Here is a 12,125-nt window from a genome sequence, read left to right as displayed (position 1 = left end):
CCTTTTTTCATGCCGCGACGGGCGGGCGCTTACGCGCCGACCAGCGTGCCGTTCTCGATGCGCACGCGCTGACCTTCGCCGAACGGCGGGGCGCCGCGATACGTGAAGGTGCGGGTCGCGCCGCTTTCCATCTGTACGCGCACCTGGTAGTCCGTTTCGCTGCGCACTTGCTTCTCGACCGAATTGCCGGCGAGGCCGCCGCCCAGTGCGCCGAGGATCGTCATCGCGGTGCGGCCGTTGCCGTGCCCGAACTGGTTGCCGAGCAGGCCGCCCGCCGCCGCGCCGCCGATCGCGCCGATCCCGCTGCTCTGGCCCGCCGTGCGCATCGGCACGACGGCGACGACCGTGCCGCAGGTCTGGCAATACGACGGTTGCGGCTGGGCCGGCTGTTGCGCGTATTCCGGCGGCTGCGGGGCCGGGCGGTGCTGGACCACGCGCTTGGGCGCGGGCCTCGGCGCCGGCTGGGGCGCGACCTGCGCCTGCTGCTGTTGCTGTTGCAGGGCCGCCTGCTGCGCGGCCTGCTGTTGCGCGGCCTGCTGCTGGGCCTGGGCGGCGAGCGCGGCGCTGGCGGCGGCCGAGGTGTCGACCGCGGGCTGCGACGCGATCAGCGCGGCCTGCGTTTGCGGGTTCTGCGCGTCGGCGCCGCCCGCCTTCGGGAACAGGCCCGTGACGGCCGCCGTGGCGGCGAGGCTGGCGATGATGACGGCGCCAGCCGCGGTCGCGATGAGCGGATGGAGGCGCTGGCGTTGCTGTGTGGTGTTCTGGTTGTCCATTTTTCGACTCTCCTGGCGCACGCACGCGTGCGTTGTTTTGTGCCGGTAGTGTCGATCAAAGCCCCGTGGGCGGGCGTTTCAAGTTGTAACGATTCGCCGTGCGGCGGCGTGGCGGGGCGGTGGCGCGCATATGGCGCGAAGCCGATGGCACAAGGCGGACAAGCGGGGAGGGAGGCGCGCGCCAGGCGGCGCGCGCGAGGGCATTTACCGCCGGTTACAAAGCTTTCGGGCCGCCGCGCGGCGCGGCGGCCCGGCCGGATTCAGTCCTCGCGGCGCAGGTGCGGGAACAGCAGCACGTCGCGGATCGTCGGGCTGTCGGTCAGCAGCATCACGAGACGGTCGATGCCGATGCCGCAGCCGCCTGTCGGAGGCATGCCGTACTCGAGCGCGCGGATGTAGTCGGCGTCGAAGAACATCGCTTCCTCGTCGCCGGCATCCTTCTGCTCGACCTGCTTCTTGAAGCGCGCGGCCTGGTCTTCCGGATCGTTGAGCTCGGAGAACCCGTTGGCGATCTCGCGGCCCGTCATGAACAGCTCGAAGCGCTCGGTGATGCCGGGCGCCGTGTCCGAGGCGCGCGCGAGCGGCGACACTTCGACGGGATAGTCGATGATGTAGGTGGGTTCCCACAGCTGCGACTCGGCGGTTTCCTCGAACAGCGCGAGTTGCAGCGCGCCGAGCCCGGCGTTCAGGAACGCGGGTTGCGCGACGTCGACGCCGAGCCGCTTCAGCTCGGTGCGCACGAAGGCCGGGTCGGTCAGTTGCGCGTCGGTGTAGCCGGGCGCGTACTTCTGGATCGCCTGGCTGATCGTGAGCCGGTGGAACGGCTTGGCCAGGTCCAGCTCGCGGCCCTGGTACTGGATCGTCGCGGTGCCGAGCGCATCGATCGCCGCTTGGCGGATCAGGCGCTCGGTGAAGTCCATCAGCCAGCGGTAATCGGTGTACGCGGCGTAGAACTCCATCATCGTGAATTCCGGATTGTGGCGCGGCGACACGCCCTCGTTACGGAAATTCCGGTTGATCTCGAACACGCGCTCGAAGCCGCCGACGACCAGCCGCTTCAGGTACAGCTCGGGCGCGATGCGCAGGAACATCTGCATGTCGAGCGCGTTGTGGTGCGTGACGAACGGCTTCGCGCTCGCGCCGCCCGGGATCGGGTGCAGCATCGGCGTCTCGACTTCCATGAAGTCGGCGCTGCTCATGAACTGGCGGATCGAGGCGATCGCCTTGGTGCGCGCGCGGAACGTGTTGCGCGTCTCGGGCGTGACGATCAGGTCGACGTAGCGCTGGCGGTAGCGGGTTTCCTGGTCGGCGAGGCCGTGGAACTTGTCCGGCAGCGGGCGCAGCGCCTTCGCCAGCAGGCGCAGCTCGGTGCACTTGACCGACAGCTCGCCCTTGTTGGTGCGGAACAGCACGCCGCGCGCGGCGACGATGTCGCCGAGGTCCCACTTCTTGAACGCCTCGTAGGTCTCCGCGCCGACGTCGGCGGCGGTCACGAAGAACTGGATCTGGCCCGAGCCGTCCTGGACCGTCGCGAAGCTGGCCTTGCCCATCACGCGCTTGAGCATCATGCGGCCCGCGAGCGCCACGCCGAGCGCCTGCGCCTCGAGCGCGTCCTTGTCGGTATCGGCGTAGGTCGTCTGCAGGTCGGCGGCGTGGTGGGTGGGCTGGAAGTCGTTCGGATAGGCGACGCCCTGTTCGCGCAGCGCGCGCAGCTTGTCGCGGCGCTCGGCGATGATCTGGTTCTCGTCCGCCGCCGGGGCGGCCTGCGGTTGGGTGGGTTCGGTCATGATGGTCGGAATTCGGAGTGGGGGCGTGTACGGGGCGAGGCGGGCGCGGCGGCCGCGGGCCGCCGCGCCGTGGGCGTTACACGCCCTGTTTCAGGCTGGCGCTGATGAAGTCGTCGAGGTCGCCGTCGAGCACGGCCCGCGTATTGCTCATTTCGACGTTCGTGCGCAGATCCTTCACGCGGCTCTGGTCGAGCACGTACGAGCGGATCTGGTGGCCCCAGCCCACGTCGGTCTTGCTCGACTCGAGCTTGTCCTGCTCGGCCTGGCGCTTGCGCAGCTCGACCTCGTACAGGCGCGACTTCAGCATCGCCATCGCTTCGGCGCGGTTGCGGTGCTGCGAGCGGTCGTTCTGGCACTGCACGACGATGCCCGTCGGCATGTGCGTGATCCGCACCGCCGAGTCGGTCTTGTTGATGTGCTGGCCGCCCGCGCCCGAGGCGCGGTAGGTGTCGATCCGCAGATCGGCCGGGTTGATCTCGACCTCGATCGAGTCGTCGATCTCCGGATAGACGAACACCGACGAGAACGACGTGTGGCGGCCGCCCGATGAATCGAACGGCGACTTGCGCACCAGCCGGTGGATGCCGGTCTCGGTGCGCAGGAAGCCGTACGCGTATTCGCCCGAGACCTTGACCGTCGCGTTCTTGATGCCGGCGACGTCGCCGTCGGATTCCTCGAGCACCTCGGCCTTGAAGCCCTTGCGCTCGCAGTAGCGCAGGTACTGGCGCAGCAGCATCGACGCCCAGTCGCAGGCCTCGGTGCCGCCCGCGCCCGCCTGGATGTCGATGAAGCAGTTGTTCGGGTCGGCCGGGTTCGAGAACATCCGGCGGAATTCGATGTCGCCGACGCGCGCCTCGAGCGCGGCCGCATCGCCTTCGCACGCGACGAGGGTGTCCTCGTCGCCTTCCTCGCGGGCCAGCTCGAACAGGTCCAGCGCGTCGCGCAGGTCGCCGTCGAGCGCCGTCAGCGTCGTCACGACGCCTTCGAGCAGCTTCTTCTCGCGACCGAGCGCCTGGGCGTTCTTCGAGTCGTTCCAGACGTTCGGGTCTTCGAGTTCCTTGTTGACTTCCGTCAGGCGGGCTGCTTTGACGTCGTAGTCAAAGATACCCCCGAAGCTCGCCCGCGCGCTGGCGCAGGTCGAGCAGGGAGCTTTCGATCGCGTTGAGACGTTCCGCTTCCATGATCTTGTTCGCTTTTCCGGCTTCTAAAAAGGGGAAATTATAGCCGATCGGGGGCGGCGGCCGGCACCGGGCGCGGCGCTCAGGCCGCGTGCTCGACGATCAGCTGTACGCGCGCGACGCCGTTCCAGGTGTCGCTCGCCAGCCGGTACGCGACGGTGGCGTGCGCGGGCAGCGATTCGGTGTGGTTGAACCAGATCGCGCTGAAGCGCTGGCGGCCGCGCAGCAGCTGCAGTTTCAGGTGCTTGTCCTTGACGAGCGCCTGAGACGCCACCTCGAATTCGCCCGAGAACAGCGGGGCCGGAAAGCCCTGGCCCCACACCGCCGCGTCGAGCAGCGCGACGAACTGCGGCGTGAAATACGCGTCCTCGAGGTCGCCGTCGGTCTCGATCACGCGGGCGAGCGCCTCGGCCGACAGCCATTCGCGCGCGACCGCCTCGAACGCGGCGGCGAAGCGCGGCACGTTCGCGGTGTCGAGCGTGACGCCCGCCGCCATCGCATGTCCGCCGAACGTGACGAGCAGGTCCGGCTCGCGCTTCGACATCAGGTCGAGCGCGTCGCGCAGGTGGAAGCCCGGGATCGAGCGGCCCGAGCCCTTCACGCGCGCGCCGCCGTCGTCGGCGTGCGCGAACGTGAACGCGGGGCGGTGGAATTTCTCCTTGAGGCGGCCGGCGACGATGCCGATCACGCCCTGGTGCCAGTCCGGCTTGAACAGCGTGATCGTCGCCGCCTCGGCGGGATCGACCGCGGCCAGGTCGGCGAGCGCCTGCTGCTGCATGCCGGCCTCGATCTCGCGGCGTTCGCGGTTCATCGTGTCGAGCTGCTGCGCGAGCGCCCAGGCGCGGCCGACGTCGTCGGTGGTCAGGCATTCGATGCCGAGCGACATGTCCGACAGGCGGCCGGCCGCGTTCAGGCGCGGGCCGAGGCCGAAACCGAGGTCGAAGCCCGACGCCACGCGCGCGTCGCGGGCGGCCGCGCGGAACAGCGCCGCGATGCCGGGCTGCATGCGGCCGGCGCGGATCCGCTGCAGGCCTTGCGCGACCAGCACCCGGTTGTTGCCGTCGAGGCGCACCACGTCCGCCACGGTGCCGAGCGCGACGAGGTCGAGCAGGCCGTCGAGGCGCGGCTCGGGGCGCGCCGCGTCGAACGCGCCGCGCCGGCGCAGCTCGGCGCGCAGCGCGAGCAGCACGTAGAACATCACGCCGACGCCGGCGATGTGCTTGCTTTCGAATGCGCAGCCGGGCTGGTTCGGATTGACGATCGCGCGGGCGGCCGGCAGCGCGTCGCCGGGCAGGTGGTGGTCGGTGACCAGCACGTCGATGCCGAGCGCATTGGCGGCGGCGACGCCCGCGACGCTCGCGATCCCGTTGTCGACCGTGATCAGCAGGTCGGGCTTGCGCTCGGCCGCGAGGGCGACGATTTCCGGGGTCAGGCCGTAGCCGTATTCGAAGCGGTTCGGCACCAGGTAGTCGATCTGCGCGCCGAACATCCGCAGGCCGCGCACCGCGACCGCGCAGGCGGTCGCGCCGTCGCAGTCGTAGTCGGCCACCACCAGCATCCGGCGGCCGGCGGCGAGCGCGTCGGCGAGCAGCGCGGCGGCGTCCGCGCAGCCTTTCAGGCCGGCGGGCGGCAACAGGCGCGACAGCGCGGTCTCGACGTCGTCGGGCGAGGTGACGCCGCGCGCCGCGTAGAGGCGGGCGAGCACGGGGTGGAGGCCGTGGCGGGTCAGCGCGGCGGCGTCGGCGGGCGGAGCGGAGCGGGTGACGATGCGGGTCATGCGTTAAACGGAGTCGGATTCGAACAGGGAAGTGAAGGCGCGGCGGCGCCAGAATTTGCGCAGGTCGCCGCGCGTCACGCGCAGCGTCAGGTCGCCGATGTCGCCGCCGAGCGTGAGCGCGAGCGCGTCGAGCCGGCCCGCCGCAAGCGCCGCGAGCGCGGGGGCGAACCAGTCGCGCTCGAGCGCGGCCAGCGCCGCGTGCCATTGCGCCCAGTCCTGCTCGATGTAGGGGCGGGTCAGAGTGTCGAGTTCGACGAGGGTCGCGCCGGACGGAGCCGGCAGCGCATCGAAGCCGGCGGGCGGGGCCGCGTGCGGCGCCCCGGCCGCGCGGGCGAGGCCGAGCGCGGCGGGCGCGGTCGACAGCACCTGCGCGAATGGGCTCGCGACCGGCCGGCGCGCGCCCTGCCCGTGGAACCAGATCGAGTTCACGGACGGCAGCCCGCGCGCTTCGCGCGCCTCGTTGACCGGATGCTGGAACCAGGCCATCTGCACTTCGTTCTGCAGCTTCATCCACAGGCGCGAGCGCTCGCCCGTGGTCGCCTCGTGCGGCAGCCAGATCTCGATGTTGCGGCCGCTCGCGCGCAGCGGCGCGGCGCCCGCGAGCGTCGCGAGCCGCGGGCTCGACAGATACCAGCGCGCCGGGTGCGGCGCCTGCAGCGCGACGTCGAGTTCCTCGATCAGCGGCCGCGCGACGGCGAGCAGCTGCGCGGCGTCGTCGTCTGCCAGATCGAGCGAGGCGGGATCGATCAGCACCAGGTGGTCGCGCGCGATCTGCACGTGGACGGGCTGGACGCAGGCCCAGGTCGCGTCGCCGGGCTCGCCGCCGTCGGCGCCGAGCATGTAGGGCGCGAGCGGCGCGGCGTCGGTCTCGGCGGGGTCGCTCGCGCCGAACTGCCGCGCGAGCCAGCGCTCGTGCGGCAGCGTGCGCTGGAAGTCGTCGCCGGCGCGGCGCGCCTCGGCGCGCGCGCGCGCGACCAGGCGGTCGAGCGCGGGATGGTCGGAGGCGGGCAGGTGGGGCGCGACGTCGGCGGGCGGCAGCGCGAAGGGGAGCAGGAAATGGAGAGAGCGGTCAGGCATGATGGTGCGCATTGTAGGGCAAACCGGCCTGCCGTCCGCGGCCCGGTTGGTAGAATCGGAGTCCGGCGCGGCGCCGTGCGCCGGCCCCGCTTGATTTCAGGGCCGGTTAAGTATTGTGTGGCACACTCCGCCCGTTCGGGCCTGGGTGGCCGGCCCGCGCGGCCCGGCCCGGCCGCATCCGTTGCAACCCGCACAAAGGACACGCTTGAAACTTCCGTACGAATGGCAGATCGGCTGGCGCTACACGCGCGCCGGCAAACGCACGACCGGCAACGGTTTCATTTCCTTCATCGCGCTGGTGTCGACGCTCGGGATCGCGCTCGGCGTCGCGGCGCTGATCGTCGTGCTGTCGGTGATGAACGGCTTCCAGCGGGAGGTGCGCGACCGGATGCTGTCGGTGCTCGCCCACGTCGAGGTGTTCTCGCCGACGGGCTCGATGCCGAACTGGCAGCTGACCGCGCAGGAAGCGCGCCGCAACCCGGCCGTGATCGGCACGGCGCCGTACGTCGACGCGCAGGCGCTGCTGACGCGGCAGGACGCGGTGAGCGGCGTGATGCTGCGCGGCATCGATCCGGCGCTGGAGCCGCAGGTGTCCGAGGTCGGCAAGGACATGAAGGCGGGCTCGCTCGCGGCGCTCGCGCCGGGCCAGTTCGGCATCGTGCTCGGCGACGCGCTCGCCGGCAATCTCGGCGTGACGGTCGGCGACCGCGTGACGCTGGTCGCGCCGGAGGGCACCATGACGCCCGCCGGCATGATGCCGCGCCTCAAGCAGTTCACGGTGGTCGGGATCTTCGAGTCGGGGCATTACGAGTTCGACAGCACGCTCGCGATGATCGACATCCAGGACGCGCAGGTGCTGTTCAGGCTGCCCGCGCCGACCGGCGTGCGGCTGCGCCTGAAGGACATGCAGCAGGCGCCGCAGGTCGCGGTCGAGTTGTCGCGTTCGCTGTCGGGCGATCTCTACATCCGCGACTGGACCCAGCAGAACAAGACCTGGTTCTCCGCGGTGCAGATCGAGAAGCGGATGATGTTCATCATCCTGACGCTGATCATCGCGGTGGCCGCGTTCAACCTCGTGTCGTCGCTCGTGATGACGGTGACCAACAAGCAGGCCGACATCGCGATCCTGCGCACGCTCGGCGCGCAGCCCGGCTCGATCATGAAGATCTTCGTGGTGCAGGGCGTGACGATCGGCTTCGTCGGCACGGCGGCGGGCGTCGGCCTCGGCTGCCTGATCGCGTGGAGCATTCCGTGGCTCGTGCCGATGATCGAGCATGCGCTGGGCGTGCAATTCCTGCCGCCGTCGGTGTACTTCATCAGCGAACTGCCGTCCGAGCTGGTGCCGGGCGACGTGATCAAGATCGGCGCGATGGCGTTCGTGCTGTCGGCGCTGGCGACCCTCTATCCAAGCTGGCGCGGCGCCAAGGTGCGTCCCGCGGAGGCGCTGCGTTATGAATGACCGGGTTCTGGAACACACTATGGATCAATCCCTTCCGCACCGCGCGCAGGCGCGGGACCACGTGATCGAGGCGCACGGCATCACCAAGGTGTTCGGGCAGGGCGGCCTCGACGTCTCGGTGCTCAGCAATGCCGAAGTATCGGTGCGACGCGGCGAGAAGCTCGCGATCATCGGCGCATCGGGCTCCGGCAAGAGCACGCTGCTGCACGTGCTGGGCGGCCTCGACGAGCCGAGCGCCGGGCAGGTGTCGCTGCTCGGCAAGCCGTTCACGCAGCTGGCCGAGCGCGAGCGCAACGACCTGCGCAACCGCGCGCTCGGCTTCGTCTATCAGTTCCATCACCTGCTGCCGGAGTTCACGGCGCTCGACAACGTCGCGATGCCGCTGCGGATCCGCCGGCTGACGACCGAGGAGGCGCGCCATCACGCGCAGGACATGCTCGACCGCGTCGGGCTCGGCGATCGCGCGAAGCACCGGCCCGGCGAGCTGTCGGGCGGCGAGCGGCAGCGCGTCGCGATCGCGCGCGCGCTCGTGACCAAGCCCGCCTGCGTGCTCGCCGACGAGCCGACCGGCAATCTCGACGGCGCGACCGCCGAGCGCGTGTTCAATCTCATGCTGGAGCTGTCGGAGACGCTCGACACGAGCTTCGTGATCGTGACCCACGATCCGGATCTCGCCGCGCGCTGCGACCGCATCCTGCGGCTGCGCGACGGCACGCTGCACGAGGAGCCGGTCCACCCGGCGTAACGCGATGTGGATCGACACGCACTGCCATCTCGACGCCGCCGAATTCGACGCGGATCGCGCGTCCGTCGCGGCGGCGGCGCGCGAGGCGGGCGTGTCGCGCATCGTGATTCCGAGCGTCGGGCGCGCCAATTTCGCGATCGTGCGTGAGCTTGCGCAGCAGACGCCGGGCGGCGCGTACGCGCTGGGCATCCATCCGATGTATACGCCGCATGCGCAGGACGGCGATCTCGACCTGCTGCGCATGGAGATCGAGGCAAGCCTCGACGATCCGCGCTTCGTCGCGATCGGCGAGATCGGGCTCGACTATTTCGTGCCGGGGCTCGACGAAGCCCGGCAGCAGCATTTCTATCAGGCGCAGCTGAAGCTCGCGCGCGAGTTCGACCTGCCCGTGCTGTGCCACGTGCGCAAGTCGCAGGATCGCGTGCTCGCGGGCCTGCGCCGTTTCAACGTGCGGCGCGGCATCGCGCACGCCTTCAACGGCAGCTTCCAGCAGGCCGAGGCCTATCTCGCGCAGGGGCTGCATCTGGGCTTCGGCGGCAATCTTACGTTCGAGCGCGCGCTGCAGATCCGCCGGCTCGCCGCGCAATTGCCGCTCGCCGCGCTGGTCGTCGAGACCGATGCGCCCGACATCGCGCCCGAGTGGCGCTACCGGATGCGCAACACGCCGGACCAGGTGCCGGCGATCGGCGCGGCGCTCGCCGCGCTGCGCGATCTCGACGCGACCGGACTCGCTCTCTCCACTTCGGCCAACGCGCACGCCGCGCTGCCCCGGCTCGCCCTCGCTTCCGCATAATCGTCCGCACGAACGGGGCCGGTGCGCGGCCCGCGAACGGGAGGCGCGATGCGGACCAGGGTGCTCGCGTTCGCGCTCGGGATCGTCTGGCTGCAAGGGCAGGCGGCGCTTCCGGGCGCGCTCGCGTGGGTGGCGGGGAGTGCGCTGGCCGGTGGACTGGCGGCGGGTGCGGCATGGCTCGCGCGCGGCGAGGCGGGCGCGGGCGGCCGGTGGCGTCGACGGGCGGCCGGCGTGGCGCTGTGCGCCGCCGTGTGCCTCGCGGGCGCGGGCTACGCCGCTTGTCGCGCGTACGCCCGCCTTGCCGTCACCTTGCCCGCGAACTGGGAAGGGCGCGATCTGACCGTGACGGGCGTCGTGCGCGGCCTGCCCGCGCGCGGGCCCGACGGCGTGCGGTTCCTGCTCGCCGTCGAGTCGATCGAGGCGGACGGCGCCCGCGCGCGGTTTCCCGCACGCGTCGCGCTGGCCTGGATCGTGCGCGGGGCGGCGCCCGCGCCGCCCACGCTGACGCCCGGCGAACGCTGGCGATTGGTCGTGCGGTTGCGGCGGCCGCACGGCAATGCGAATTTCGGCGTGCGTGATGCCGAGGCCGGCTGGCTCGCGCGCGACATCCGCGCGCGCGGCTATGTGTCCGTGCCGCAGGCGGCGCGGCGCCTGCCGGGCCGGCCTGCCCGGCAGGCCGTGATCGAGCGCGCCCGCGCCGCGCTGGATGCGCGGATCGGCGCCGTGCTCGGCGACGCGCCGCATCGCGGCATCGTCGCCGCGCTCGCGATCGGCGCGCAGCACGGGATCCGCGCGGCGGACTGGCAGGTGCTGCGGGCCACCGGCACGAGCCATCTGGTCGCGATCTCCGGCCTGCATATCGGCATCGTCGGCGGCTTGTGCGGCGGCCTGGCCGCCGCCGGGTGGCGACGCGCGCGCGGGTTCGGCCGGGACGCGCCGCTGATCGCGGCCGCGCAGCAGGTCGGCGCGCTCGGCGCGTTGCTGGGCGCGGCCGGTTATGCGGCGCTGGCGGGCTTCAACGTGCCGGCGCAGCGCGCGTGGTGGATGCTCGCGGCGGTGAGCGTCGCCTACCTGAGCGGGCGGCGCGTCGCGCCCTCGGCGGTGCTGGCGTTCGCGCTCGGCTGCGTGCTGCTGGCCGATCCGTGGGCGGTGCTCGCGCCCGGATTCTGGCTGTCGTTCGGCGCGGTCGCGGCGATCCTGTTTGTCGTGTCCGGGCGGTTCGGCCCGGCGCGCGAGCCGGCTGAGCGAGAGGCGGCGGAGCACGGCGGGCGGTGCTGGCGCGCCGGCGCGTGGCGGGGGCTCGCGCGCCGTGCGGCGCAGGCGGCGCGCACCCAGTACGCGGTGACCGTCGCGCTCGCGCCGCTGACGCTGCTGTGGTTCTCGCAGATTCCGTTGCTCGGGCCGGTCGCGAACGCGTTCGCGATTCCCTGGGTCAGCCTCGTCGTTGCGCCGACGGTGCTGGTCGGCGTCGTGCTGCCGGCGCCGCTCGACGCGCTCGCATTCCGGCTTGCACACCTGCTGGTGGCCGGGATGATGCGCGCCGGCGCATGGCTGGCCGACGCGCCGGGCGCGCTCTGGTGGCTGCCGGCCCCGGACGGGCGCGTGCTGGCGCTGGCCGCGGCCGGCACGCTGTGGGCGCTCGCGCCGCGCGGTTGGCCGCTGCGCTGGGCCGCGCCGCTCGCCTGGCTGCCGTGCCTCGCGCCGCCGCCATCCGCGCCGCCGCCCGGCGCATTCCGCCTGACCGTGCTCGATGTCGGGCAGGGCGGCGCGGCGCTCGTCGAGACCGCGCGCCACAGCCTGCTGTTCGATGCCGGTCCGGGCCCGGAGGCGACGCATGCCGGGGAACGGATCGTCGCGCCCTACCTGCGCTCGCGCGGCATCGCGGCGCTCGACGCGCTGGTGCTGAGCCATGCGGACGCCGACCACGCGGGCGGTGCGCCGGCGGTGCTCGGCGCGCTGCCGGTGCGGCAGCTGGTGGGCGAATTGCCGCCCGCGCATCCGCTGTGGCAGACCGCGCAGGCGGCGGGCGCGGCGCGGCTGCCGTGCGTGGCGGGGCAGCGCTGGCACTGGGACGGCGTCGAGTTCGCGATGCTGTGGCCGGAGCGCGGGCCGGGCGCGGCCGGTACGAACGGCCGTTCCTGCGTGCTGCGCGTCGCGGCCGGCGCGCAGGCCGCGCTGCTGACGGGCGACATCGATGCGCGCGCCGAGCGGCGGCTCGTCGCGCGCGATCGCGCGGCGCTCGCGGCGCAGGTGCTGCTGGTGCCGCATCACGGCAGCCGCACCGCGTCGACCGAACCTTTCCTCGATTCGGTGGCGCCGCGCATCGCGGTATTTCAGGTAGGCTACGCAAATCGTTTCAGGCACCCGCACCCGACCGTCTGGGCGCGCTATCTCGGGCGCGCCATCGCGCTGCCGCGCACCGACCAGGACGGCGCGGTGCGCATCGAGGTCCGGGCCGGGGCGGCGGATGGGCTCGAGCTCGAGCGTTATCGCGACGCGCATCGGCGCTACTGGATGGACCGGTGACGCGGTGCGA

Annotated in this window: 9 protein-coding genes; 4 read left to right on the top strand and 5 right to left on the bottom strand. The window is 72.0% G+C overall.

The genetic code is table 11. The annotated features are described in order from the left end of the window. Positions 1-29: 29 nt before the first annotated feature. The 5 genes from Bsp3421_RS23480 to Bsp3421_RS23460 all read right to left on the bottom strand — a co-directional run bounded on the left by Bsp3421_RS23480 (position 30) and on the right by Bsp3421_RS23460 (position 6,592). Positions 30-773: a glycine zipper 2TM domain-containing protein gene (locus tag Bsp3421_RS23480; protein WP_274003857.1), complete on the bottom strand. Its 744-nt coding sequence runs from the start codon at positions 771-773 to the stop codon at positions 30-32. 260 nt (positions 774-1,033) lie between these two features. Continuing rightward, positions 1,034-2,560: a lysine--tRNA ligase gene (lysS, locus tag Bsp3421_RS23475; protein ID WP_274003855.1), complete on the bottom strand. Its 1,527-nt coding sequence runs from the start codon at positions 2,558-2,560 to the stop codon at positions 1,034-1,036. Positions 2,561-2,636: 76 nt separating this feature from the next. Then, a protein-coding gene (prfB, locus tag Bsp3421_RS23470; RefSeq protein WP_274003854.1) for a peptide chain release factor 2 occupies positions 2,637-3,741 on the bottom strand; the annotation gives its coding sequence in 2 pieces (ribosomal slippage) (positions 2,637-3,659 and positions 3,661-3,741; 1,104 coding nt in all). Positions 3,742-3,820: 79 nt separating this feature from the next. Next, positions 3,821-5,515 carry a single-stranded-DNA-specific exonuclease RecJ gene (recJ, locus tag Bsp3421_RS23465; protein WP_274003852.1) on the bottom strand — a complete coding sequence of 565 codons (1,695 nt, stop codon included), beginning with the start codon at positions 5,513-5,515 and terminating at the stop codon, positions 3,821-3,823. 3 nt (positions 5,516-5,518) lie between these two features. Further along, positions 5,519-6,592: a regulator gene (locus Bsp3421_RS23460; RefSeq protein ID WP_274003850.1), complete on the bottom strand. Its 1,074-nt coding sequence runs from the start codon at positions 6,590-6,592 to the stop codon at positions 5,519-5,521. A gap of 205 nt (positions 6,593-6,797) precedes the next feature. On the opposite strand from Bsp3421_RS23460, the gene Bsp3421_RS23455 reads away from it, so the two are divergent. The 4 genes from Bsp3421_RS23455 to Bsp3421_RS23440 are packed head-to-tail and all read left to right on the top strand — an operon-like array spanning position 6,798 to position 12,115. Continuing rightward, positions 6,798-8,051, top strand: a complete 1,254-nt coding sequence (locus tag Bsp3421_RS23455; RefSeq protein WP_274003849.1) for a lipoprotein-releasing ABC transporter permease subunit — start codon at positions 6,798-6,800, stop codon at positions 8,049-8,051. Next, on the top strand, positions 8,044-8,796 hold the full coding sequence (lolD, locus tag Bsp3421_RS23450; protein WP_443111586.1) for a lipoprotein-releasing ABC transporter ATP-binding protein LolD: 753 nt from the start codon (positions 8,044-8,046) through the stop codon (positions 8,794-8,796). Before Bsp3421_RS23455 ends, lolD begins: the two co-directional genes overlap by 8 nt. A gap of 4 nt (positions 8,797-8,800) precedes the next feature. Beyond that, positions 8,801-9,589, top strand: a complete 789-nt coding sequence (locus Bsp3421_RS23445) for a TatD family hydrolase (protein WP_274003847.1) — start codon at positions 8,801-8,803, stop codon at positions 9,587-9,589. Between the two features lie 48 nt (positions 9,590-9,637). Further along, positions 9,638-12,115 (top strand): ComEC/Rec2 family competence protein, encoded by a 2,478-nt coding sequence (locus Bsp3421_RS23440; protein ID WP_274003846.1) that lies wholly within the window; start codon positions 9,638-9,640, stop codon positions 12,113-12,115. Positions 12,116-12,125 lie beyond the last annotated feature (10 nt).

It is taken from the genome of Burkholderia sp. FERM BP-3421, from assembly GCF_028657905.1.
Lineage (GTDB): Bacteria > Pseudomonadota > Gammaproteobacteria > Burkholderiales > Burkholderiaceae > Burkholderia.
Note: the sequence above shows the minus strand (reverse complement) of the source record. Positions and strands in the feature narration are given on the sequence as shown.

Bases quoted from the DNA above. Each gene is read 5' to 3' on its own strand.
- Bsp3421_RS23480 (WP_274003857.1), bottom strand. From the start codon at position 773: ATGGACAACCAGAACACCACACAGCAACGCCAGCGCCTCCATCCGCTC.
- lysS (WP_274003855.1), bottom strand. From the start codon at position 2,560: ATGACCGAACCCACCCAACCGCAGGCCGCCCCGGCGGCGGACGAGAAC.
- recJ (WP_274003852.1), bottom strand. From the start codon at position 5,515: ATGACCCGCATCGTCACCCGCTCCGCTCCGCCCGCCGACGCCGCCGCG.
- Bsp3421_RS23460 (WP_274003850.1), bottom strand. From the start codon at position 6,592: ATGCCTGACCGCTCTCTCCATTTCCTGCTCCCCTTCGCGCTGCCGCCC.
- lolD (WP_443111586.1), top strand. From the start codon at position 8,044: ATGAATGACCGGGTTCTGGAACACACTATGGATCAATCCCTTCCGCAC.
- Bsp3421_RS23445 (WP_274003847.1), top strand. From the start codon at position 8,801: ATGTGGATCGACACGCACTGCCATCTCGACGCCGCCGAATTCGACGCG.
- Bsp3421_RS23440 (WP_274003846.1), top strand. From the start codon at position 9,638: ATGCGGACCAGGGTGCTCGCGTTCGCGCTCGGGATCGTCTGGCTGCAA.